The sequence below is a fragment of the Marivita sp. GX14005 genome, from assembly GCF_023370775.1.
Taxonomy (GTDB): Bacteria; Pseudomonadota; Alphaproteobacteria; order Rhodobacterales; family Rhodobacteraceae; genus Marivita.
This window is the reverse complement of the sequence record NZ_JAMCCQ010000003.1, coordinates 327,871-352,908: the sequence shown is the minus strand read 5'-3', so window position 1 is coordinate 352,908 and position 25,038 is coordinate 327,871. Positions and strand designations below refer to the sequence as shown.

The 25,038-nt window shown below is 58.9% G+C and carries 12 protein-coding genes; 9 read left to right on the top strand and 3 right to left on the bottom strand.

The window, feature by feature from the left end; translation table 11 throughout:
• Positions 1-336 precede the first annotated feature (336 nt).
• Entirely contained in the window at positions 337-1,290 is a 954-nt protein-coding gene (locus M3465_RS11845; RefSeq protein ID WP_249501956.1) for a TAXI family TRAP transporter solute-binding subunit, read from the top strand.
• Positions 1,291-1,350: 60 nt separating this feature from the next.
• Positions 1,351-3,111, top strand: a complete 1,761-nt coding sequence (locus tag M3465_RS11840) for a TRAP transporter permease (RefSeq protein WP_249501955.1) — start codon at positions 1,351-1,353, stop codon at positions 3,109-3,111.
• 215 nt (positions 3,112-3,326) lie between these two features.
• On the opposite strand, the gene M3465_RS11835 is transcribed toward M3465_RS11840, so the two are convergent.
• Positions 3,327-4,553, bottom strand: a complete 1,227-nt coding sequence (locus M3465_RS11835; protein WP_249501954.1) for an IS256 family transposase — start codon at positions 4,551-4,553, stop codon at positions 3,327-3,329.
• A gap of 243 nt (positions 4,554-4,796) precedes the next feature.
• Positions 4,797-6,848 carry a hypothetical protein gene (locus M3465_RS11830; RefSeq protein WP_249501953.1) on the bottom strand — a complete coding sequence of 684 codons (2,052 nt, stop codon included), beginning with the start codon at positions 6,846-6,848 and terminating at the stop codon, positions 4,797-4,799.
• 539 nt (positions 6,849-7,387) lie between these two features.
• Here M3465_RS11830 and M3465_RS11825 point away from each other — a divergent pair.
• The 5 genes from M3465_RS11825 to M3465_RS11805 all read left to right on the top strand — a co-directional run bounded on the left by M3465_RS11825 (position 7,388) and on the right by M3465_RS11805 (position 18,244).
• Complete coding sequence (locus M3465_RS11825; protein ID WP_249501952.1) at positions 7,388-10,648, top strand: helicase-related protein; 3,261 nt, start codon at positions 7,388-7,390, stop codon at positions 10,646-10,648.
• Positions 10,645-11,334, top strand: a complete 690-nt coding sequence (locus M3465_RS11820; RefSeq protein ID WP_249501951.1) for a DUF4391 domain-containing protein — start codon at positions 10,645-10,647, stop codon at positions 11,332-11,334. Before M3465_RS11825 ends, M3465_RS11820 begins: the two co-directional genes overlap by 4 nt.
• Complete coding sequence (locus tag M3465_RS11815; RefSeq protein WP_249501950.1) at positions 11,327-13,444, top strand: site-specific DNA-methyltransferase; 2,118 nt, start codon at positions 11,327-11,329, stop codon at positions 13,442-13,444. Before M3465_RS11820 ends, M3465_RS11815 begins: the two co-directional genes overlap by 8 nt.
• Positions 13,444-15,099: an RNA-binding domain-containing protein gene (locus M3465_RS11810; protein ID WP_249501949.1), complete on the top strand. Its 1,656-nt coding sequence runs from the start codon at positions 13,444-13,446 to the stop codon at positions 15,097-15,099. The genes M3465_RS11815 and M3465_RS11810 overlap by 1 nt, the downstream gene beginning before the upstream one ends.
• 61 nt (positions 15,100-15,160) lie before the next feature.
• A complete protein-coding gene (locus M3465_RS11805) occupies positions 15,161-18,244 on the top strand; it encodes a type III restriction-modification system endonuclease (protein ID WP_249501948.1) in 3,084 nt (1,027 codons plus the stop codon).
• 101 nt (positions 18,245-18,345) lie between these two features.
• Here the strand turns inward: M3465_RS11805 and M3465_RS11800 are convergent, their stop codons facing one another.
• The gene (locus M3465_RS11800) at positions 18,346-19,611 is read right to left on the bottom strand and encodes a tyrosine-type recombinase/integrase (protein ID WP_249501947.1); all 1,266 of its coding nucleotides are present in this window, start codon (positions 19,609-19,611) and stop codon (positions 18,346-18,348) included.
• Positions 19,612-19,959: 348 nt separating this feature from the next.
• Here M3465_RS11800 and M3465_RS11795 point away from each other — a divergent pair, with 348 nt between their 5' ends.
• Together M3465_RS11795 and M3465_RS11790 are read left to right on the top strand one after the other, a co-directional pair.
• A complete protein-coding gene (locus M3465_RS11795) occupies positions 19,960-23,364 on the top strand; it encodes a DUF8508 domain-containing protein (protein ID WP_249501946.1) in 3,405 nt (1,134 codons plus the stop codon).
• Between the two features lie 308 nt (positions 23,365-23,672).
• The gene (locus M3465_RS11790) at positions 23,673-24,941 is read left to right on the top strand and encodes a DEAD/DEAH box helicase (protein ID WP_249501945.1); all 1,269 of its coding nucleotides are present in this window, start codon (positions 23,673-23,675) and stop codon (positions 24,939-24,941) included.
• Positions 24,942-25,038 lie beyond the last annotated feature (97 nt).

The following is a 25,038-nucleotide window of genomic DNA, read 5'->3' as shown; positions in this document are numbered from 1 at the left end:
AACGCAGTCTAGCGAGGACCGGGGAACCTGCGCTCGCCACAAGATCCAGTCGCTGCCACTTGGTCATTTGCACTGACCTTGCCCCAGGAATGGCCAGAGCGGCACCGGTTGACTGGTGACATGCGGCGGCTCCCACAGATGGCCTAGAAAAGGGTGAACGACGCCATCCCGATGCGTCGTGTTGCCAGAAGTGCCGGGGGATCAATTCTTCCTCAGTGACATGCGTCGCGCCGAGCCGATTTAGTTGCACCGCGTGATACAAAACGCCATTGCTTCTCTGGCACGAAGTCGGTCGGATAGTCCGAAAGCAAAAAACCAATCTCAAGGGAGGATACCATGAAACTCATACACTTCGTTCCACTCGCCGCTCTGGCGCTCGTTGCAGCAACGGCCACCCAGGCACAGGAGCGCATCACCTACAAATCCGCCAAATCCGGCACGTCCTATTACCAGATGGGCGTCGAGATCGCCGAGGCGGTGAAGGCGGGCACGGATGGCGGAATGATTGTCACGATCGAGGAAAGCCAGGGGTCGACCCAGAACGTCATGGAAGTGCGCGCCCGGGGCGGTGACTATGTCTTCACCACGCCGCCTGCGCTGGTCGGCGCCGCGCAAAAGGCGACCGGGCCGTTCGACGGAAAGGGCGATGCGGCCTTCGGCGAGATTCGAGCGCTTTTCCCGATCCCCTCGCTGACCATGCATTTCGTAATGTCCACCGACAGCGGTGTGACCGACTTTGCTGGCATGGAGGGCAAAACGATCCTGCTCGGCTCGGGCTCGTTCGGAGCAACAGAAGGTGCTAAATACCTCGGCCTCTTTGGTCTGGAGGGCAAGGTCACCCTGGCGGATGCCGAACTTTCGAACGCGGTGGCTGCACTGAAGAACGGTCAGATCGATGGCTTTGTGACCGCAGGATCGTTCCCGGCGCCCAACGTGATCGAAGCGGCGGCCAGCATGGGGGTGAACGTCCTGTCGATGAGCGACGAGCAAATCGCCGAAACCGGGCGCGCAAAGCTGGTGATCCCGGCAGGGACCTATGCCGGTCAGGACAGCGACATCGTGACGACATCGCTGCCTGTGGCGGCTTTCACGACCACCAAGATGAGCGATGACGCTGCCTATCAGCTGACCAAGACCTTCTGGGAGGAGCGTGAGAAGATGGCCGAAAGCGCGCCCTGGTGGGCGGGGGTCGATGCCGGGCTGATGGAAAACGTCAACGTTGCCTTCCACCCCGGCGCGGTCCGCTATTACGAAGAAGCGGGCATCGCGCTGAGCGACGCGCAGAAGTAGCGCCACGACCGGGCCGGGAAACCTCCCCCGGCCCATTTCAGTTTCCTAAAGGCCTGACACATGCGTCTTCTCGCCTTCCTTCTGGCGGCGGCTCTCGTCGCCTTTCACTTGACGCTGGTGTTCTTCGGCCTCGTGCCGAACCTGATCAGCCGTCCCGTGCACCTCGCTCTGGCGCTGCCATGGATCCTTCTCGTCCCAGGGCAGACGGGTTGGCTGCGGATCAGCGGGATTACCCTGACGGTGATTGGCATCGCTGCAACACTCTGGGTCGCGGTGATGCACCGGAGGCTGGCAAACCAGTATGGCTTCATCGAAAGCCCGTTTCAGATGGCCGTCGGTTTCGTGCTTCTTGGTGTTGCGCTTGAGGCGGCGCGCCGCGCGATTGGATGGCCGCTGCCGCTGGTGGCGCTTCTGGCGTTGCTCTACGGCCTTTTCGGCCAGTATATTCCGGGCGAGTTCGGCCATTCCGGCACGCCGCTGGCCAGTTTTATCGGCACGCTGACGATCGCCGAAGGGGGAATTTGGGGCAGTCTGACTGGCGTGTCGGTCAGCGTCGTGGCGATCTTCGTGATCTTCGGCGCGGTCCTGAATGCCGGCGAAGCCGGTCAAGGATTCATGAACCTCGCCTCGGCCGCTGCCGGCCGGCTCAAGGGCGGGGCGGCCAAGATGTCGGTCTTGTCCTCGGCGCTCTTCGGCTCGATCTCTGGTTCGGCCTCGGCCAACGTTGCCTCGACCGGCGCTATCACATTGCCGGCCATGACGCGTCTCGGCTATCCAAAGCGGCTGGCGGCCGCAGTCGAGGCGGTCGCCTCGTCGGGCGGACAGATCATGCCGCCTTTGATGGGGGCAGGGGCCTTCGTCATGGTCGAACTGACCGGCGTGCCCTACACCCAGATCATGGCGGCGGCGCTTCTGCCTGCGATCCTCTATTTCGTTGCCGTCTGGATCGGCGTCGATGCCTACGCCAGCCGCTACGATCTGAAGGGCATCGCCGCAGAAGACTCGCCGGGCTGGCGCACCGTCGCTGTGACCTCGGCCTTCTTTGCGGTGCCCTTCGTTGTGCTGCTGGCCGGTCTATTCATCATCCGTGTCACGCCGCAATATGCCGCCAGCGTGGCGATCCTCTCGGCCTTCGTTCTTCTGTTTTTCAACGCACGCGGCATCGGCTCTTGGCGTGACACGGCGGCGCGGATCGAGGAGGCCTGCCTCAATGCGGCGCGTCAGGTGTCCATGATCGCCGCGATCATCATCTGCGCCTCGATCATCATCGGCGTTCTTGCGATCACTGGACTCGGCGTGAAGATCACATCTCTGATCCTGTCAGGGGCGGGCGGCATGCTCTGGCCCGCGCTCCTTCTGACTGCGCTCGCGTGCCTTGTCCTTGGCATGGAGGTGCCAACCACAGCCGCATACGTGATCTGTGTCTCAGTCGCGGGGCCTGCGCTGCGCGAGCTTGGCCTCGACACGATTCAGGCACATCTCTTCGTCTTCTGGTTCGCGCTTTTATCGACGATCACGCCGCCGGTCTGCGGCGCGGTTTTTATCGCAGCCGGGATGATCGGAGAAAACTGGCTGAAAGTCGCGATCACCGCGATGTCGCTTGGTTTCGGGCTCTACATCATACCATTGGCGATGATTGCGAACCCAGCCCTGATTGACCTCGCCGCCTCGCCCATAGCGGCAGTGGCAACTGCGCTACAGATCGCGCTCGGCCTCGCAATGATGTCTATCGGAATGATCCGACGACGCCTCGGTAAGATGCGCTTCGGACTGGTCGGTGCGGGAGCCTTGATCATCTTTGTGCCGGTTTTCATGAATTAGGGTAGCGACCCTCGGCGTTTCCTGATCTGAGACCCGGGGCGCTTGGCTTGAATCCCGGCCGCCCGAAGATCGAACTATTGGCGGTTAAAAGGTATTTTCACCTTCGTGCGGACTTGCGCTTCGAATGACTGGTTTGGCGACGCCCCCTTGGTCGTGTCGCGAATGCTGTGGAAATTCCCTGGCAGCGTGCTCCGGACATGTGAAGGTTCGGCCTCTCAGGCGGCGAGGTCAAGGGACATGGGTTCGAGGGGCTGAGAGAGGGTCTCCCATCCGTCGACCTTGCGCATCTGGATTTGGCCGGAGGCGAGCAGCGCCCAAAGCAGCATGGGCACGGTCCCTGCGCATGGCAGCACGGTCTGCGTCTTGATCCGGCGGCGAAATTCGCCGTTCAGCCGTTCGATGGCGTTGGTCGTGCGCGCGGATTTCCATTGCGACGGATCGAGCCGTGTGAAGGTGAATAGCCGGTCGCCCGCTTCTTCCAAGCTGTCGGCCACCGCTCGGCACTTCAGGCGCCATTTGCGCAGGAACGCCTTGCAGCGCGTCTCGATCTCGGCCGCGGTGTCCGCGTAGATCATGTCGCGATACTCCTCTATCAGTTCGTCGTGGAGGTGCTTCGGCGAATGGGCCAAGAGGTTGCGGTGTTTGTGAACTGTGCAGCGCTGGATTGGCAGATCCTCGCCCCAGAGCGCTGCCAGCGCGGCTTCGAGGCCCGGGGCGCCGTCGACGATCACGAATTCGGGCCTCGTCAGGCCGCGGGCATCGAGGTCATCCAGGAACTGGCGCCAGGCTGCCGTGCTCTCCCCACCCATATTCCTGATGGAAAGCAGCACCTTCTGGCCGTCGCGCCGCACGCCAATAGCGGCCAGCACCGAGATGTTCGTTGCCTTCTTGTCGATCCGGGTCTTGATCACGGTGCCGTCGAGAATGAGCCGGACGATGTCCTCATCCGCGAGGCTGCGGGCGCACCAGGCGTCCCAGTCCACCTTCACCTTGCGCCAGGCTCGGCTGACCACGTCCTTGCTGACGGCACCCTCGAACAGCCCGAACAGCGCTCGCTTGACGCGTCGGGTGTTAGTGCCGGCCAGGTAAACCGCCGCGATCAGGGCCTCGGCCTTCTTGGTCAAGCGCTGGTAACGGGGCAGCGCCTTCGACCGCCATTCCGTCGCCTTGCCTGCTTCATCCGCGATCCGGGCCCGCGGCACCCGCACCGTCTCGGTGCCGAAGGTGCCCGTGAGTTGCCGCTCCCGGTGCCCGTGGCGATAGCCCTTTGCAGCGCTGTCACCCCGGCCGTAGCGAAGGCGGCCGAGGAAGCTGGCCAGCTCCTCTTCGACCACGGCTTCGATGGTCGCGCGCACGTTGGCTCGAAGTCGCTCTTCGATCGGATCGAACCCGGCCTCTTCGGTCAGTAGCCCAAAGCTCGCGGTGTCGGTAATCTGGTTCATGGCGTGATCTCCCTGGCGGTTGCCGCCGCCGGTTGGGTGGGTGTCAGTTCACCCGGAGATTACGCCGCCCTCGAATTTCCACCAACTCCGCGACACGACCGCCCCCTTGTCCCGCTTCTTCTGTTCATGACTATTTCCACCCGGGAATAATCATGAACAGGTCATTTGACCGACCTGGACACGAGGTGGGCGTCCGAAGATGCTGTAGCTTTCAAGCGTTCCGAGTCAGGTAGGATGGAAATCCTAGAAAGCGGCGACAGTCCTCATCCCGATCCATTCCGACGCCGGCAGATAGCCTGGATCAAATCTGCCTGTGTCGTCCGGCAAGTCATGTGCTGGATATACGCAAACGCCTTGAACGCAGACAACTGAAGTGGAGCAACAGGCTGCTCTGGTCACACCCTTCGCGACGTGTCTGCCGTCAATCTGCTCGACAGTTGCCAGTGGCGTGAAACAGGTCGCGGCGATAATTGACTCGAATGCTGACCCCTCATTGATTGCGTGATTGTCGGACCCACACGTGGCGAGGCGAAACGTGAGCAGCTTGCGGATCATCTTCCGGAATGGGGCGTTCGAGAGATCATCCAAAGTCTTCAGTCCGACGTTCTGCAATTCTTCAAGCGATGTCAGTGTCACCTCAACCCGCGTCCGGCGCTGTTCGGCGGCCAGATCGTATTTCGCACCCTTGGCGATGTGCCTCCGGTCAGCGATTTTGTGCTGAATGTTGACACGGAGAGGCGCGCCCTTGTCTCCGCGATAGGTTGTTGCGTTCAGGTATAGGTCATTCCCTGACCGGGCGGTAAGGAGCCGTTTTCTAACACCCGTTTCCTTGAGTTCACGGTCCGAATGGTATCGGTCAGCTTTGTCAGGAAACAGGTAACGCATCTGACCAGGTGTGCCTTCTTGGTAGACTTGGCGGGGGTCCTCTTGGCGCGGCGGCCTGCTGTCCGGGGATGCAAGTCTGCTCCCGTCTGACCAGATATGCCGTTGCGCCAGACCGACGATTTGCTCCCGTGTGAGGAGGGCGTCAGTCGGATCGTTTGTCGATCGCGGATAGAAGTCGATGGCGAGTTCCAGCATGCACGGCCGCACTGCACCGTCTATCCCGGCGACGCTGTTAGCAGCATCAAGCGCGGCACGGAGGCGTGTCGGTGTCGGGTCCTGCAGGTGCACTGCGAAATGATATCCGGTCGTTTTGCTGAGATCGAGCTCCGGCAGACAGGCGAGCCAGTCGCTATCGTCGTTCGCGCGGCTGGTTCTGTCTGCAACATAGACCCCGTGTCCGTTTGCGGCCTGGATCGCTTTCTGCAGGGTGTTGTGGTCTACCTTGCTCCTCGCTGTGAACGTGAAGGCGATCCTGTCTAGCAGTGCTTTGACCCTGACCTGCCCGATGTCGAAATCGGGGACAAACACAACCCGGCCTGCGCGATCTGCACGAAGCTGGTGCCCATGGTTTGTCGCTTGAACGGATTCAATGTCGTAGTGCAGTCTAGTCGCTGGCACTGATCCCTGTGGGAGGCTGCGGTATTCCACCTCGGCAGCCGGCGAAGAATACGCCAACGTGATCTCGAACGAAGTAACGGGCGCACCGGCGTGGCTGGACTCAACATGTGATACAGCGAAAACACCTGGCTGGGTCACCCCCGGTGCAGCAGCGGCGGGCGTCGGTGCTGGGGCAGGGACCTTGGCAGCTGGGATCCCGGTCTCCAGCGCTTTGGCCAAGCGCTTCAGACCAGGTGATCCTGTGATCTGCACGCCTTTGAAAACGACATGACCGGCTTTGAGGTGCACCAGGTATTCAGGGAGGATGATGCGCAAGGAACGCAGTGACGAAGAATGTGCCGCGGTTGTGGTCGCCTCCCGAAAACAGATGCGCCAGAGCCTGGCCACATCCTTTGTTGTGACCGGATCATCGGTGCGGGGTTTCTCGCGCGACAGCAATGCCGCAAACGCTGCTGCCGTCACATTGAGAACCTTTCGCAGATCTGGGCGCTTTCCCGACCGTTTCATGCTGCCGGGCATCTGGTGAAGGATCAACCAAGTTCCAAAGACGACCAATTCTGCATGTGGGCCAAGGCGCCCGTCGGCCCCTATCATACGCACTTTGTGGTGAGCCCTACCGGTTCTTGGCAGCACTCCGCGAAGAAAGACTTCCCGGTTCAAGCGAAGAATGAAGCCTGTATCGTCCAGTGCGTCGTTAGGCTTGCCGCGTTCAAACAATCCAATGCCGCTCGGCAGGTGCCGCTCGTAGTAGAGTTCAGCCTGATGTAGGATGTTGGTCGTGTCAGATGGCAATCTTGTGCATCCCATTGCACGTAACGCTTCGAGTTTCTAAGCGGAGCTGAATTTCAGGATGGCGTCGCGAACCGGGATTTCCTGATCCTGGAGGGTCGTTTTCAGAATCAGCGGGAGCTTATGCCTGTGTATCCATGGTCCCGGCTTGAGAGCGGTGTCAACTTGCAAGCGGTGCATGTCTTGGGTGCTGTCACAGTTCAAGAAACTGCGGTGCGCAAGGGACTCTGCCATTGTTGATGTTTGCCGGGTCCGCTGACGCTTTGGGAGGGCATCAGGAAGGGCGGAGCAACAAAGAGGCTAGTGTTCGCGACTCTGGGTTAACCAGCGCTCAGGAGAGCCTTCTGTGGCCTCCTGCACGACTGACTTGCCAAGCGATCTATGATCCCAAGCAATTGGTTGTGCCGAGCTCGGATCGAGCAGATCGAGGAGAACCGACCTGCTTTGAGACGGCGCAGCGAAAAATATTGGACGGCGTTGCACATCTTCGTGGAGGAAGTAGGTTGTGTCACATGCGTTAAATTGAACTGGGAGATGTGTAATTGCGGATCTTGGACAACGCTACTCACCTGCTTGGCGACGATCTCAAGAAGGAGCTAGCCGGAGCAGGTAAATTTAGAATCGCCGCTCCCTGCTTCTCCATCTACGCATATGACGCGCTCAAGTCAGAGCTGAACGGCTTGGATGAACTCGATTTTATTTTCACATCACCAACATTCGTCCCGGCTGGAGCGATCGACAGGATCAAGAAAGAGCGGAGAGAGTTCTTCATTCCCACGATACGGTCCGGGGGGGTATTGTCCGGGAGTGAGTTCGAAATCCAACTTAGAAACCGGATGACTCAGAGAGCTGTGGCTCGCGAATGCGCTGACTGGATCAGAAAAAAGGTTCGCTTCAAGTCCAACTCAACGACGGCGCCGATGCAGCAATTCGCGCATATTCAAAAGCCAGACGCAGAAGTCGCTTACATGCCTCTCTCCGGCTTCACTGCCGTTGACCTGGGGTATCAGCGCGGTGACGCCGTCTCGAGCTACACACAGGTCATGGAGGAGCCGCAGTTCGCGCAGACCTACCTGAATCTCTTTGATCAGATCTGGCATGACGACGAAAAGCTGCGCGATGTCACGGCGGAGGTGCTTGAGCACATCGAGTCCGTTTATCAGGAGAACCCAGCCGAGCGGGTTTACTTCATGATCCTGTTCAACCTCTTCAGCGATTTCCTGAGCGAAATCGATGAGGACGTTTTGCCCAAGGATCGAACCGGTTATCTTGAAAGCCTTGTGTGGAAGAAGCTGTTCAATTTTCAGCGTGACGCGGCAGTCGGCGTCATCAACAAGCTGGAAACATATAATGGCTGCATCCTTGCAGACAGTGTAGGGTTGGGCAAAACCTTCACGGCTCTGGCGGTCGTGAAGTATTACGAGCTGCGCAATAAGGACGTTCTGGTCCTGTGTCCAAAAAAGTTAGCTGACAATTGGCGCAACTATAACGCAAACCTGACCACCAACATATTCGCCAAGGACCGGTTTCGATACGACGTGTTGTGCCATACGGACCTTTCACGAAAGTCTGGCGAGTCATTCGGGATGCGGCTCGATCGCGTGAACTGGGGTAACTACGACCTGGTTGTAATCGACGAATCCCACAACTTCCGGAACAACGATGTCTACAAGGACCGCGAGACTCGTTACCAGCGTTTGATGAACCAAGTGATCAAGGCGGGAGTCAAGACCAAGGTTCTGATGTTATCGGCGACCCCAGTAAACAACCGGTTCACAGACCTCAAGAATCAGCTGGCCCTCGCATATGAAGGGCATTCGGACGCGCTGAGCAAGAACCTCAAGACCCGGGCAAGCGTGGAAGAAATATTCCGCCGCGCGCAAACTGCGTTCAACGTCTGGTCCAACTTGCCCGCGGATCAAAGGACGCCGGCCTCAATCCTGAAGGCACTGGATTTTGATTTCTTCGAGCTGCTCGATGCGGTGACCATCGCGCGATCCCGCAAGCATATCGAAACATTCTACGACACAGCGGACATCGGGAAGTTTCCAACGCGATTGAAACCGTTGTCACATCATCTGCCGATTACGCACCGCGAGGATGTCATCGGGTTCAACGAGATCTTCGCCAAGCTGAGCGAGCTGAAGATGGCCGTCTATGCACCGGTCAACTACATCCAGCCCAGTTGTTTGAAGAAATATGAAGACCTCTACGATACCAAGACGGAGGGCGGCAAAGGCACGCTGAAACAGGCTGACCGCGAGAAGAGCCTGCAAGCCTTGATGACAACAAACCTGCTCAAGCGGTTGGAAAGCTCCGTCCATGCATTCCGCAAGACGCTTGGCGCGCTGTCCGCAAATATCGGCCGGACGCTGGAAGCCATCGCCCAATTCGAGGCCTCGGGCGGTGCTGCGACTGTGGAGGACCTGGATATCGACCTGGAGGCTGTTGCGGACGAAGATGAAGACTTCGCCGATTTCTCGGTTGGCAAGAAGATCAAGATCGATCTCGCCGACATGGATATCACCGCCTGGAAGCAGGAGCTATCGGTCGACAAGATCATCATCGACGGCCTGATTGCAGAGATGGAAAAGGTCACTCCCGACGACGATGCGAAGCTACAGCACCTCATCGCCGAGATCGCGGGCAAGATGGGCAACCAGCTGAACCCCGGCAATCGCAAAGTAGTCGTCTTCACAGCCTATGCCGATACCGCGAACTACCTGTTCGATCGGCTCGCGCCGCATTTCGCAGAAGCGCAGAACACGCACAGCGGCATTGTCACCGGATCGGGCAATCCCCGCACAACACTCAAGAAATACTATGACTTCCAGTCCGTCCTGACGCTCTTCGCCCCTCGTGCCAAGGAAAAGGACAAGATCATTCCCGATGATCCGGCTGAACTGGACATTCTGATCGGCACCGATTGCATTTCTGAGGGGCAGAACCTTCAGGATTGCGACTACTTGATCAACTATGACATCCACTGGAACCCGGTTCGTATCGTCCAGCGGTTCGGGCGGATCGACCGGATCGGATCACCCAATACCAAGATCCAGCTTTCGAACTACTGGCCTGACATCAGCCTCGACGAATACATCAACCTCAAGGAGCGGGTCGAAAACCGCATGCACATCGTCGACATGGCGGGCACCGGTGAGGATAACGTGCTCACCGCCAAAAGCTCTGATGTAGCCTACCGCAGGGACCAGCTTCAGCGCCTCCAGAACGAGGTGATTGAGCTCGAAGACGTAAAGACCGGCATTTCCATCACCGACCTTGGGCTGAATGACTTCCGCATGGATCTGCTCAATTACCTCAAGACCCATGACGACTTGCCGCGCATGCCGCATGGGCTTCACACAGTTATCCCATCCGACCCCAAACGTGGCCTACATCCCGGTGTGATCTTCACGCTGCGCAACATCCACGACAGCATCAACGTCAACCAGCAGAACCGGCTGCACCCCTATTACCTGATCTACATCGGTCAGGACGGGCAGATCATCGCGGATCAGACGCAGGTCAAACGTCTGCTCGATCTGATCCGGTCGGGCTGCAAGGGCGTCACACAGCCCATTCGTGACCTCTGCGCCGCCTTCAACGCGGAAACGCAGGATGGGCGCAAGATGGGCACCTATTCAGGCCTGCTGAATGACGCGATCCGCTCGATGATCGAGGTCAAGGAAGAACGCGACATCGACAGCCTGTTCTCAGGTGGGCATACAACAGCCCTGACGCAAACCATCGCGGGGCTGGAGGATTTCGAACTCATCGCCTTCATCGTGGTGCGAGATCCATGACGCTGTATCAATACCCACCCCAGACCACGCTGAAACGCGTGATCCCGAAATCCCGCATCTACGACGGGGCATCCGTCAACACGGCGTTGCGTGACCGTTTCGTGCGCGAGGTGGACCAGATCACTTGGGAACACAAGCTCGCCCCCGAAACGCTGAATCTGCCAGCCACATCTGCCGTGCCGGAAATTCAGGTGTTCCGCGTCACGCTCAAGGGCGATGCGCTGCATGATGATGTTCTGCGCGCCATTGACCGCGCTGTTCCCTTCCCGATTGTGTTCGAGCTGTTGGTCGGCGAACACATTCAAACCGCCGCCGCCTACAAACGCCCGTCCGAGGCGGAGCGCGGCAAATGGGTGCTATGTGATCACCTGCACGGCGACTGGGTCGCGCAGGACAGTCCGCGCAAGCCCTTGCCGGTGGCGGTCAACCTGGGCGCGCTCTACTACAGGATGCTGTCTGCGCTCATGCCAATCACACCTGTCCCAGGCGAAGATGTCGAAACCCGACTTGAACGGCTGGCGGCAATCAGGGCAAAAGAACGTGAGATTGCGCAGCTTCAATCGAAGCTGAAACGCGAAAGCCAGTTCAGTATCAAGGTGACGCTGCACGGCCAACTGGCTGAGGCACAGGCGGCCTTTGATCATATGAAAGACCCGGGAAAAACGGGCGGGGGAAACCATGAGTGACGAGATCGAAAAGCTGAAACTGCACAGCCCCGACCTGACCGCGCAGAATGTGGACAAGATCGCGGCGCTGTTTCCGGGTTGCGTGACGGAAAGCATCGGGCCAGACGGCACGCTGCGCCGCGCGGTGGATTTTGACCTGCTGCGGCAGGAATTGTCGGACAGCATCGTGGAAGGGCCGCAAGAGCGGTATCATCTGGACTGGCCGGGCAAGCGGCAGGCGTTGATTACGGCCAATGCGCCGATTGCGAAAACCCTGCGGCCCTCGCGGGCGGAATCCGTAAATTTCGACACCACCCGCAACCTTTTCATTGAGGGCGACAATCTTGAGGCGCTCAAGCTGTTGCAAGAGACATATTTGGGCAAGGTCAAGATGATCTATATCGATCCGCCCTATAATACGGGGAAGGACTTCATCTATAAGGATAACTTCGCGAGTAGCCAAAAAGAGCAAGAAGAAAAGGCGGGCGAACGCGACGCCCAAGGTGGGCAACTTGTATCAAACCCCGAAACCAGAGGGCGGTTTCATTCTGACTGGATGTCGATGATGTATTCCCGCTTGTCCGTGGCAAAACGTCTTTTGATGGATGAGGGTATAATCCTTGTCAGTATCGACGACTATGAACAAGCGTCCCTGCGTAAACTGTTGGACGAAGTCTTTGGGGAGCGAAATTTTGTCGCTCAGCTTACTTGGGAAAAAGGTCGGAAGAACGATGCCAAGTTCTTCTCGGTTGGCCACGAATATATGCTGGTGTTCGGAAAGAACGTCACCAAGCTGAGAGAGCGAAACGAGGCTTGGCGAGAAGAGAAACCCGGTGCCCGCGATATTTGGGATGAATTCACGAGACTTCGAGCTATACACGGTGACGACTTCAAGGCCATCGAGACGAATTTAACGCAGTGGTATTCTGACCTGCCCAAAGGTCACCCTGCGAAGAAATGGGCGCGATACAAACGAGTGGATAAGTATGGGCCGTGGCGTGATCGTGATATCTCATGGCCAGGCGGTGATGGCCCTCGGTATGATGTAATCCATCCATTAACTAAGAAGCCTTGTGCCGTTCCAGAACGCGGCTGGATCTACGCTTCGCCAGACGAGATGCAAAGGCAAATTAAACTTGGTTTAGTCGAGTTTCGTGAAGACCACTCAGAGCCACCCTTTCGCAAAGCCCACATTCGCCCTGCACCCGGCGAAGCAGAGGGTCCGCTTGACGATCAAGATTCGGAAACGGAAGAGGAAGAAGTAACCGAAGACGCTGAATTTGCAACTCAGGTTCGCGGGGCCTATTTCTACAAGCAATCCCAAGTGTCTGTTAAATACTTGCGAAAGCTAATGGAGGGCAAAGTCTTTACGAACCCGAAAGACCATGACGAGCTTGCAAGATTGATAGAATACGTAACCCCGAATGATCGTTCTGGGATCATCATGGATTTCTTTGCGGGTTCAGCCAGCACCGCCGAGGCTGTTCTTAGAGCTAACTCTACCTATGGAAGCAATCACCGATTTATCATGGTGCAGCTACCAGAGAGCCTCGAAGAGGCAGAACGTAATACGACAGGAACTGCAAAGAAGACCGTTCAGGCTGCGATTAAGCTGATGAAGAAGCTTGATAGGCCACTGGTGCTGTCCGAGGTATCGAAGGAACGCATCCGCCGCGCTGGCGCAGCTGTGTTGACTTCCAGCGTTTCGGACGACTGGAACGGGGATGTGGGCTTTCGCGTGCTGAAAATCGACAGCTCGAACATGGCCGATGTCTATTACACCCCTGACGCCACCAATCAGGCCGACCTGCTTACCAACGTGGACAACATCAAACCCGACCGCTCACCCGAAGACCTGCTGTTCCAGGTGCTGCTCGACTGGGGCGTTGACCTGACCCTGCCCATCACGCGTGAGACGGTTGAGGGCAAGACCGTTTTCACCGTCGCTGGCGCCGCCTTGATCGCCTGTTTCGACAACGGAGTGGACGAGGCCCTGGTCAAGACGCTCGCCGCCCGCCACCCCCTGCGCGTGGTGTTCAAGGACACGGGCTTCAAAAATGACGCGACCAAGATCAACGTGAAACAGATCTTCAAGGCTCTGTCGCCGGATACCGAGGTCAAAGCGATCTGATGACCCCCGCCGCGCTGCGCCTCAAACTGACAGACCTGATCAACACCTGGGAAAACGAGGTGGTCGAGTTCAAGGAGGCGTCCAATTCCTACTCCACGGGCGATATCGGGAAATACTTCTCCGCTCTGTCGAACGAGGCGAACCTGAAGGACGTGGATGCGGGCTGGCTTGTGTTCGGTGTGAACAACAAGAGCAGGGCCGTTGTGGGGACAGACTACCGCATCGCTCCGGAACACCTGCAAAGCCTGAAGCAGCAGATTGCGGAAGGCTCGGACCCCACCACGACCTTTCGACATATCCATGAGGTGGAGGTGAATGGTCACCGCGTGGTGATGATGGAAATCCCACCCGCCCCCCGTGGCATTCCGATTGCCTGGCAGGGCCATTATTTCTCCCGGGCCGGTGAAAGCCTGTCTCCCTTGGGATTGGCCAAGCTGGATGAAATTCGCGCGCAGACGCTGAACACCGACTGGAGCGCGCAGGTGGTGGACGGCGCCACGCTTGATGATCTGGACCCGCAGGCTTTGGACCGTGCGCGAAGTGGCTTTGCGCTGAAACACCAAAACCGGATCGACGCGGATGAGGTGCGTGGATGGCCGGTGGCTACCCTTCTGGATCGCGCCAAGGTCACCCAGCGCGGTGAAGTGACCCGCGCCGCTCTGTTGCTACTGGGCAAAGCGGAAAGCGCTTACCTGCTGTCCCCGCAGCCCGCTCAGATGACATGGAAGCTGGTCGGACCGGAAACAGCCTACGAACATTTCGGCCCACCGTTCCTGCTGACGACGACACAACTCTATCAACGCATCCGCAACATCCAGCTGCGCCTTTTGCCCGATGACGAATTGCTGCCGCATGAGGTGTCGAAATACGATCAGAAGGTGGTGCTCGAAGCACTGCACAATTGCATCGCCCATCAGGATTATCGCCAGAATCAGCGGATCATCGTGACCGAGCGTCCGGATCGCTTGGTGTTCGAGAACGCTGGTCGTTTCTTTGAAGGCGCCCCTGAGGACTATGTGCGCGGCGACAAGACACCAAGGGGCTATCGCAACCCCTATCTGGTGCAGGCCATGGTCGAGCTGAACATGATCGACCAGATGGGCTATGGCATCCAGCGGATGTATGAAACGCAGCGTCGGCGCTATCTGCCAATGCCGGATTACGAGGTGGCGGGCGATGCGGTGGTGATGACAGTCTATGGTGGGGTGGTTGATCCGGCCTATACGCGCGTGCTGATGGAAAACGGCGGCTTGCAGCTCACGGATGTGCTGGCGCTGGACCGGGTGCAGAAAGGGCTAGAGGTGCCGGATGCGGCGATCCAGGCGCTGAAGCGCAAGGGGCTGGTTGAGGGGCGCAGGCCGAACCTTCGTGTGTCTGCTGCCGTAGCTGCCGCGTCTTCCCGGCAGGCCGAGTATATCAAGACCAGCGCCTTCGACGATCAGCATTATGCCGATCTTGTGCTCAAGTTTCTAAGCAAGTTCGGCAGTGCTTCAAGAAAGGAAATCGACGATCTTCTTTGGGATAAGCTCAGTGACGCCCTGAGCGATGCGCAGAAAAAGAGCAAAATAGGCAATATTCTCACTAAGTTACGTGTGGATGGAGTGATCTTCAATGCAGGATCACGAGCCGCCCCGGAGTGGAAGGCAAGCGAATGAAACGCGAACATCCTAAGAAAGCATCTAAGAAAGAAGTGCTGGATTTAAGAAAGCGACCGTTATGAAGATCAAGTTCAAGTCGCAACCCTATCAGACCGATGCTGTCGATGCCGTGGTCGACTGCTTTGAAGGCCAGCCCCAGCAGGATGTTCTGAAATACACCATCGATCCCGGTGCAGGCGCGCAGTCGAGGTTGGAGTTGGACGGCTTCGGCAACGCCCCTGTTAAGCTGCCCGAGGATGTCATTCTGGGGAACATTCACAAGGTGCAGCGCGCCGCCTTGTTGCCCCTGTCAGAGAGCCTGACGCATTACACCGATGACAAGGGCAGAAAGAAGCCCGCCAGCTACAAGCCCGGCGCGCAGATCAACCTCGATGTCGAGATGGAGACGGGCACGGGCAAGACCTATGTCTACATCAAGACCATGTTCGAGATGCACAAGCGCTATGGCTGGTCCAAGTTCATCATCATGGTGCCTAGCGTTGCGATCCGCGAAGGGGTGGCCAAGTCGATCCAGATTACGGCTGAGCATTTCCAGCAGGAATACGGCAAAAAGGTCCGGGCGTTCGTCTATAATTCCAAGCGGCTGCACGAGCTGGAGAGCTTTTCTTCAGACGCAGGGATCAATGTGATGGTGATCAACGTTCAGGCGTTCAACGCGTCAGGTGCAGATAACCGGCGGATCTATGACGAGCTGGACGATTTCCAGTCGCGCAAGCCCATTGACGTGATCGCCAAGAACCGCCCCATTCTGATCCTGGACGAGCCGCAGAAGATGGAAGGGCCGGCGACACAAAAAAGCTTACCGCTGTTCAACCCACTCTTCATCCTGCGCTATTCGGCGACACATAGGACAGTCCACAACAAGGTGCATCGTCTGGACGCCGTGGACGCCTTCAATCGGAAGCTGGTCAAAAAGATCAAGGTGCGCGGTGTGGAAACCAAAGGCCTGAGCGGGACGAACCCGTATCTGTTCCTGCACCGGATCGAGACCTCAAGCGCCGCGCCGGTCGCCTGGGTGGATATCGAGGTCAAGATGCAGAGCGGGATCAAACGTGTCGCCCGAAAGCTGGAACAGGGACGCAACCTGTTCGATCTGTCCAAGGGGCTGGAAGTCTACAAGGATTTCGTTGTGAGCAATATCGACGCCCGCGATGACACGGTGCATTTTACCAATGGTGATGTGCTGCACGCTGGTGAAGCGTCTGGCGATGTTACGGAACGCGACATCCGGCGGATACAGATTCGCGAGACTATCTCGGCTCATCTGGAGCGCGAACAGGTGCTGTTTGCGCGCGGGATCAAGGTGCTATCGCTGTTTTTCATCGATGAGGTGGTAAAGTATCGCGATTACGATCAGGCTGACGAGCAAGGCGAATATGCCCGGGTATTCGAAGAAGAATATGCTCTGGCGGTTGACGAACTGCTGGCTGAGTTGCCCTTGGAGAATGTGGAATATCGCGACTATCTCGCCGGTATCGAGGTAGCCAAGACCCATCGCGGGTATTTCTCGATCGACAAGAAGGGTCGGATGACGGACCCCAAGGCCGTCGTTCGTGGCGAGTTGGCGGGCCAGTCGACCGAACCGAGTGATTATGATCTGATCCTGAAAGACAAGGAGCGGTTGCTGTCGTTTGATGAACCTACTCGGTTCATCTTTTCCCACTCGGCCCTGCGTGAAGGGTGGGACAACCCCAATGTCTTCGTGATGTGCATGCTAAAGCACAATGAAAGCCAGAACACGATCTCACGGCGTCAGGAGGTTGGACGAGGTTTGCGGATCGCGGTCAATCGCAATGGTGAGCGGATGGATCATCCGGTTACCGTGCATGACATCAACGTGCTGACCGTGGTCGCATCGGAAAGCTACAAGGGATTCGTGACGGCGCTGCAGAAGGAGATCGTCGAGAACCTTTCGGCTCGGTCGAAGCAGGCGGATGCCGAGTATTTCGAGGGCAAAACGTTGAAAACCGGCGATCTGGAACTGGTCTTAGACAAATCACTGGCCAAGAAGCTGGAGCGCTTCCTGATCAAGAGCGATTATGTGGATGAAGATGGCCATATCACCGCCAGCTATCATGAGGCCCGCAAGTTGGAGGATTTGGCAGCGCTTCCCGAGGAGCTGGAAGTTCATGGCGATGCGGTCTTCGCGCTGATTGACACCGTTTTCAACGGCAAGGCCGTAGACGACATGTTCAGCGATGGGCGCAAACCTAAGAGAAACCGGTTAAATGAGAATTTCCATCGCAAGGAATTTCAAGAACTATGGCGTAGGATTAACCGAAAAGCCGTCTATCAGGTCGAGTTCGATAGCCCCGCACTGATCAAAAGCTGCATTGACCGGTTAGAAAAAGATTTGCAGGTGGCACCACTGCAATATCTTGTGACCGAGGGTGCTTTGTCAGATGACGTAACCGATGAGAGCCTACGTGCTGGCAGTGCCTTCGTGCAGGGGAAAATTCAATCTGAGAGTGGCAAGAGCGCGCATTCTCGCGTGTCATACGACGTAATCGGATCCATCGCCCAGAATACCGATCTGACCCGCAAGACCGTGGGCGAAATTCTGGCCCGGCTTCAGCCAGTAAAATTTGCCGAGTTTGCCAAGAACCCCGAACAGTTCATCGCCGATGCGTCGCACTTGATCCAAGAACAAAAAGCGACAGCCATCATTGAAAAGCTCACTTACGATGCGGTTGAAGAGCGCTATGATTCAGAGCTGTTTACTGCGGGCGAAACCGGCAATGATTTCAAGAAGGCAACCGACAAGCTGAAGAACCACGTTTACGATCACGCGATCGTCGATTCAAAGGTTGAGCGGGACTTCGTCATGGATCTTGATACCAGCGAAGAGGTCGTCGTTTACTCCAAACTACCACGTGGTTTCCTGATCCCAACGCCTGTTGGTGACTATAACCCAGATTGGGCGATCGCGTTCAAAGAGGGCGGTATCAAGCACCTTTACTTTGTTGCTGAGACGAAGTCTGACCTACCCTCAATGAAAATGCGCGAATTGGAACAGACCAAGATCAAATGCGCGAGGAAGTTTTTTGACGAAATCGGTCGCCGGATCAATGAAGACCGCGTTAAATATGATGTTGTGACTAGTTACGCCGAATTGATGGCTATCGTTAAGGAAGTGGCTTAATCACCTTCTTGTTGGCGGGCCCGGTGAGGTGATTGCAAGCTGGTGTGTATTCGGTGTGGGATTGAATCCGGTATCAGAATTGTGTGACAATGCTTCATTCATTATGATTTCGCTCTGATGAGCGGTGCAAGATACTCGGCCCAGTCTTCCATCATATTGCGCCGTCGCTCCACCATATCGCTGCGTCTGTAAGCCTGTTCGACGGCGTTTCCGACCGAATGGGCAAGAGCGAGTTCTGCCATCTCGCGCGGATAGTTGGTGCGTTCTGCCGCCCAATCCCGGAAGCTCGAGCGTAAACCGTGAGGAACCGCCCGCCGACGGGACCTCTGGTCCAGAAATCCCGTCCTGCCAGCCTTCTCCTCGCTTTCCTGTATCCGCCGCATCACGGCAGAAATACTCATATCAGAAATGATGCCATTCTTGGACGAGGGGAAGAGGAGTTCACAATCGACCATCCGCGGGAGGTTCTCAAGCAACGCGACTGCCGACTTGGAGAGCGGAACCCGATGCTCTCGTGAGGCTTTCATTCGGTCGGCAGGTATTGTCCAAATGGCAGATGCAAAATCGATCTCGTCCCAGCGCGCGCCACGCACCTCGCCTGACCGGGTTGCCGTCAACGCCAGGAACTCCAGCGCCCTAGCGGATATGCCGTCTCTCGATCGAACGAGCGCAAACCAGACAGCAATCTGATCCAACGCCACTGCTGGGCTCTTTTTTTCCTTTTGAACCTTGCCCGGCGATGGGAGCAATTGCTGCAGGTTGCCTTTCCAGCGCGCCGGGTTGTCGCCTTCGCGCAGTTTCATCACCGTTGACCAGTCTAAGACCGCTTCAAGCCTTTGGCGCACCCGGGATGCTGTTTCGTTCTTCGCCAACCAGATCGGGCGAAGGACAGAGAGGATGTCCTCGACGGTGATGTCGGCGACGGATTTATCGCCGATTGTCGGAAAGGCATATGTGCTCAACGTCGATTGCCACTGTTTGATGTGTTTCGCATTTCGCAGCTCGCCTTGGACCTTCTCTTCGTAAAAACGATTGAAGGCCTCTTCGAAGGACGTGCGCTTTCGCACTTCCGCCATGAGTGCTTCTCGCCGTGCTCTACGGTCTTCCACTGGGTCGCTTCCAGAGGCAATGGACCGTTTCATGTCCAAGGCTTTCTGGCGTGCTTCGGCCAGGGAGACTTCAGGGTAGGGGCCGAGACCGATATGTCGTCTGTTGCGGCCAACGGTGACTCTGAATATCCAAGACCGAGCGCCGTTCTCGGTGATGTTCAGATTCAAACCCGGAGGTGTGCCTCCGACCGGATGTCGGCCAGGCTGAGTCAGGCGACGCACTTGGAGGTCCTTGAGTTCAGTCGCCTTTTTAGGCATTTATTGCCACCATCCTTGCCACCAAAAGATGTGCAATTGAGTGCAGTTTCGTGCGTCCATTTGCAAGGGTGAAGATTGGGGGTATTTCTTAAGTCTTTGCAATCACAATAGTAAATTCGGCTTCATGCAGCTTTCTGCAACTTGTGGTGAGCGGACTGAGCCTCCGCCACCATCACCCCCGTCACCAACAGCTGCGCGCGCGCAGGTTCCATCCGGCGATGGGCGGAAAATCGCCATGTGCGGCAGACGGGGTGAATTTTCTCCAGGCTATTTCAACGTCGGCGGGTAACGTCGGGCGGAAGGACCGGGGCGATGAAGGCACCCGGCCGGCAACAGGAGGTTCCCGACATGACATTGATGATAACCGGCGTGATCGACGGCCCGCTTCCGGGCGGGCTGCCCAAGGCGATCCAGCTTTTCGCGCTGCCCGACATTTCCGATCTGTCGGTTTTCGGCCTCGGCTCGGCCAATAACGGCGGTGGCAGCGACGGGCAGGAATTTACCTTTCCCGCCGGGCCGCTCGCCGCCGGGTCGACCATCCATGTCGCCAGCGAAAGCACGGGGTTCACCGAATATTTCGGCTTTGCGCCCGATTACACGAGCGCCGCGGCCTCGATCAACGGCGATGACGCGATCGAGCTTTTCGAGAACGGCGCGGTGATCGACCTGTTCGGCGATATCGACGTCGACGGCAATGGCGAGGTCTGGGAGTATCTCGACGGCTGGGCGTCGCGCGACCCGTCCGAAGGGGCGAGCGCCGTTTTCGATCCGGCTGAATGGAGATTCAGCGGCCCGAACGCGCTCGATGGCGAGACGAGCAACGCGAGCGCCGCCAGCCCCTTTCCGATCCCGAACGGCACCGGCGGCGGCGATATCGCGATCAACGAGTTTCGCGTGGCGCAGTCCGGCCCGGACACGGATGATTTCGTCGAACTGCTGGCCGCGCCGGGGCAATCCTTCGATGGCAAGACGTTGCTTGCGATTTCGGGCGAATTCGCGCCCGGCAATATTGACGCCGCGATCAGTCTCGATGGCGCGGTCGCGGATGAGAACGGCTTTCTGCTGATCGCGAATAGCGAAAATCCCGCGCTGGAGCCGGGCGATGTGGGCGTTCCGGCGCTAGACTTCTTCGGCTCTCCGCAGACCTTCCTCTTGGTGGACGGCTTTACCGCGCTGACGGGCGAAGATCTGGACACCGATGATGACGGCAGTTTCGACAGCACGCCCTGGGACAGCATCCTCGCCAGCCTGTCCATCGAGGATGCGGATGCCACCCCCGATCTGAGCTATTCCGATCTGGTCGTCGCATCGTCCGGCGGGTTCGCCCCGGCCGGCGCGGCGCGTCTGCCCGATGGCACCGGTGCCTTCACGCTGCTCGATTTCTCCGATCTTTCCGCCGATACGCCGGGGCAAACCAATGCCCAGACGACCGGGCCCGAGCGCGTCACCATCATGGAGATTCAGGGCGCCGGCCATGTCTCCGGCTTTGTCAGCGACACCCCGCTCGATCCGACCAGCGGAGGAAACGGCGCGCGGGTGACGACCTCCGGGATCGTGACGGCGGTCGATTCCAACGGGTTCTACCTTCAGGATCCGGATGGCGACGGCAATATCGCCACCTCCGATGCGATCTTCGTCTTCACCTCCTCGGCGCCGGGCGTGAGCGTCGGCGATGCGGTGGACGTGACGGGCACGGTTTCCGAGTTTTATCCCGGCGGCGCGGGATCGGGCAATCTCAGCACGACGCAGCTTGCCGGATCGCCCGAGATCACGGTCCTGTCCTCGGGCAATCCACTGCCTGCCTCGGTGGTGCTCGGCGCCTCCGGTCGGCCGCTGCCCGATGTGAATATCGACGACGATGCCTTCGCGTCCTTCGATCCGCAGACCGACGGGATCGATTTCTACGAAAGCCTTGAGGCGATGCTCGTCACCGTGCCGCAACCCGTCGCCATCTCCGGCACCAACCGCTTCGGAGAGGTCTTTATCGCCGTCGATGGCGGCGCGGGGGCGTCCGGCCTGTCGGATCGCGGAACGCTCAATATCTCGCCGGACGATTTCAACCCCGAGAAAGTCCAGATCGACTGGGATTCCACGGTCAGCCCCGGCGATGCCGTTCAGGTCAGCACCGGCGCGGCCTTCGACGATGTGATGGGCGTGGTATCCTACAGCTTCGGCAATTACGAGATCGTACCGACGGAAACCGTTACGGTGATCGAACCCTCGGCGCTTGAGCCTGAAACAACCGATCTGGACGGCTCCGAGGGCGCGCTCAGCATCGCCAGCTACAACGTGCTCAACCTCGATCCGAACGACGCCGATGGCGACGCCGATCTGGCCGATGGCCGCTTCGATGCGATCGCCGAGCAGATCCTGACCAACCTCGCCAGCCCCGATATCATCGCGCTTCAGGAAGTGCAGGACGGCTCCGGTTCCGCCGATGACGGCACGGTTTCGGCGGCGGGCACCTTCGCCGCGTTGATCGACGCCATCGATCTGGCCGATGACGGCACGCTGAACGGCAGCACCGGATATGCCTATATCGACAACCCGTTCATCGGCGACAACACCAGCGGCGGCCAGCCCGGAGGCAATATCCGCACCGGGTTCCTCTATAACGAGAACCGCGTGTCGCTGATCGACGGCTCTGTCGCGACTATCGGAAGCCAGGACCCGGGGGCCGCCTTCGACGGCGCGCGCCTGCCGCTCCTCGCGCGTTTCGATTTCAATGGCGAAGAGGTGACGGTGGTCAACAACCACTTCTCGTCCAAGGGCGGCAGCGCCCCCATTTTCGGCGTGGAGCAGAATTTCGCGGACCGGCAGGAGGACGTGACCGTCAACGGCTCGCTCGATGAACGGCAGGCACAATCGGAAGCGGTGGCAGGTTTCGTCTCGGCAGAATTGGCGCAGGACGAAGACGCCAATATCGTCGTTTTGGGCGATTTCAACGAGTTCGAATTCGTCTCCCCGCTGACGGGGCTGGAAGCCGCCGGGCTGACCAACCTGACGAACACGCTGGACCCCGATGAACGCTACACGTTCAATTTCCAGGGCAACAGCCAGTCGCTCGATCACATTCTCGTTTCTGACGCGCTTATCGCGGGCGCGCAGTTCGACGTGGTGCATGTGAATTCCGAATTCGCCGAAACCGAAAGCCGCGCCAGCGATCACGACCCGCTTATCGCGCTGCTCGATTTCGGCGCGCCGGAGCCTGAAACCGTCACCGTGTCGGTCGCGCTGGAAAAGGCGTGGTTCCTCGGCACGCGCGCGGTGGAAAGCGTGGAGGGCAGCGTCGTCGATACCGACCGCGTGCCGGTGATCCGCAACGACATCGCATTTGACGATGTCGGCATCGAGCTCGGGGCCAGCGCACCGGGCCGTGAGTATGTCACCAGCTTCCGGGGTGAAATCGGTGTCCTGTCGCGCGCCGACGATCTGTTCCGGGGCGAGACGGTCCTCGTCAATGACGGTGAAACGCTGGTGTTCGAGCTGGAGGAGGGCGCGTTCGGCGATGCGCTCATGGCGATGTTCGATTTCGCCACTCTGCGCGGATCGGGAGATGTCGAGCTGTCCTTCTTCGATGGCGGCACGCAGATCGGATCGAGCGTCGAGAGCGCATCGGCGGGCACGCTGTCGGTCGGGCTGGACGGGCAGGGCTTTGATGCGGTCGGGATCACCGCGCTGGGCGATACCGCCTTTTCGCTCGTCGGCTTCGCCTTCGACCGTATGGCAAGCGAGGAACCCGCATTGCTCTGAGCCCACAAATCCCGCGCCTTCGCGACCGATGCCGGTCGCGGGGCGCTTTCCTGCTTGACTTGTTTGCCGCAAGCCCCCATCTGCTCTCCATCGCCGCGCAGCCGCGTGAGCTTGCCGCGCCCGTCATCATGGGTGCATCGGCGATAAAGCAATTCAGTTCCCCATCACGCAGGGTCCCTGACGTAGTGCCGGACGGCACGGGGCTCTTTCGTCTCGTCCTGAACGCGCTGCGGACACCCTCGTTGGCCGCGTGATGCGGCCCGCCCCCATGCCCTGCGCAGGATGCGTCGGGCTGCAAAGGAAATTTCTTGTCCGATTTTGACACACTGGGCCTCAAGCCCGTTCTCCTCGCCGCGCTTCAAGACGCCGGCCTTACGACACCTACCCCCATTCAGGCGCAGGCCGTGCCGCTCGCCTTGGCGGGCCATGACGTGCTGGGTCTCGCCCAGACCGGCACCGGCAAGACGATGGCCTTCGGCCTGCCTCTGGTCAGCCACCTTCTCGACAGTTCCGAACGCCCCGCCGCGCGCACCGCGAAATCGCTGATCCTCGCGCCGACGCGCGAATTGGTGAACCAGATCGCCGAGTCGCTGCGGACCCTAACGAAAAAGACCCAACTCAAGGTCAATGTCGTCGTCGGCGGGCAATCCATCAACAAGCAGATCCACCAGCTTCTGAAAGGCACCGACATCCTCGTCGCCACGCCGGGCCGGCTGATCGACCTGATGGACCGCAAGGCCGTCGATCTGCGCACCGTCAAGCATCTCGTGCTGGACGAGGCCGACCAGATGCTCGACATGGGCTTCATCCACGCGCTGCGCCGGATCGCGCCCAAGCTGGGCACGCCGCGCCAGACGATGCTCTTTTCGGCCACAATGCCGAAACAGATGGAGGATCTGAGCCGCGCCTACCTGACGAACCCCAAGAAGGTTCAGGTCGCCCCGCCGGGCAAGGCCGCCGACAAGATCACCCAATCGGTGCATCACCTTGCCGACAAATCCGCCAAACAGGCCAAGCTTCGCGAGATCCTGTCGCAGGACATGGATGCGCTCACGCTGGTTTTCTCGCGCACCAAGCACGGCGCGGAGAAGCTGATGAAGGGGCTGGTCGCGGATGGCTACAACGCGGCTTCGATCCACGGCAACAAGAGCCAGGGCCAGCGCGACCGCGCGATCAAGGCGTTCCGCGACGGCACGATCACCGTGCTGGTGGCGACCGATGTCGCCGCGCGCGGCATCGACATTCCCGGCGTGGCCTATGTGGTCAACTACGATCTGCCCGAAGTGCCGGATAATTACGTCCACCGCATCGGTCGCACCGCCCGCGCGGGCCGCGAGGGCGAGGCGATCGCCTTCTGCGCGCCGGACGAGGCCGACCTGCTGCGTCAGATCGAAAAGCTGATGAAGATCGAGGTGCCCGTCGCCAGCGGCACCGCGCCGAAAGATCCGGTCCCCCGCAAGGCGCAATCGCGCGGGCGTGCGCGCGGGCATGGGGGCGGACAGAATGGCGGGCAGGGCACCAAGGCGAAACCGGGTGGCAACCGCCGCCGCCGAAGCCGCGCCCGCAAGGCCGCCTGAGCGAACACAGCACGAAGGCCCGCTCCGAAAGGCGGGCCTTTTTCTTGGCGTCCGAACACGTTCCCGCAGACAGCCGGACCTATGTCGAATGACATTT

What these genes read in the sequence shown, in the direction of transcription:
- M3465_RS11800 (WP_249501947.1), bottom strand. Translation starts at nt 19,611, where the DNA reads ATGCCTAAAAAGGCGACTGAACTCAAGGACCTCCAAGTGCGTCGCCTG.
- M3465_RS11835 (WP_249501954.1), bottom strand. Translation starts at nt 4,553, where the DNA reads ATGAACCAGATTACCGACACCGCGAGCTTTGGGCTACTGACCGAAGAG.
- M3465_RS11820 (WP_249501951.1), top strand. Translation starts at nt 10,645, where the DNA reads ATGACGCTGTATCAATACCCACCCCAGACCACGCTGAAACGCGTGATC.
- M3465_RS11840 (WP_249501955.1), top strand. Translation starts at nt 1,351, where the DNA reads ATGCGTCTTCTCGCCTTCCTTCTGGCGGCGGCTCTCGTCGCCTTTCAC.
- M3465_RS11805 (WP_249501948.1), top strand. Translation starts at nt 15,161, where the DNA reads ATGAAGATCAAGTTCAAGTCGCAACCCTATCAGACCGATGCTGTCGAT.
- M3465_RS11795 (WP_249501946.1), top strand. Translation starts at nt 19,960, where the DNA reads ATGACATTGATGATAACCGGCGTGATCGACGGCCCGCTTCCGGGCGGG.
- M3465_RS11815 (WP_249501950.1), top strand. Translation starts at nt 11,327, where the DNA reads ATGAGTGACGAGATCGAAAAGCTGAAACTGCACAGCCCCGACCTGACC.
- M3465_RS11810 (WP_249501949.1), top strand. Translation starts at nt 13,444, where the DNA reads ATGACCCCCGCCGCGCTGCGCCTCAAACTGACAGACCTGATCAACACC.
- M3465_RS11845 (WP_249501956.1), top strand. Translation starts at nt 337, where the DNA reads ATGAAACTCATACACTTCGTTCCACTCGCCGCTCTGGCGCTCGTTGCA.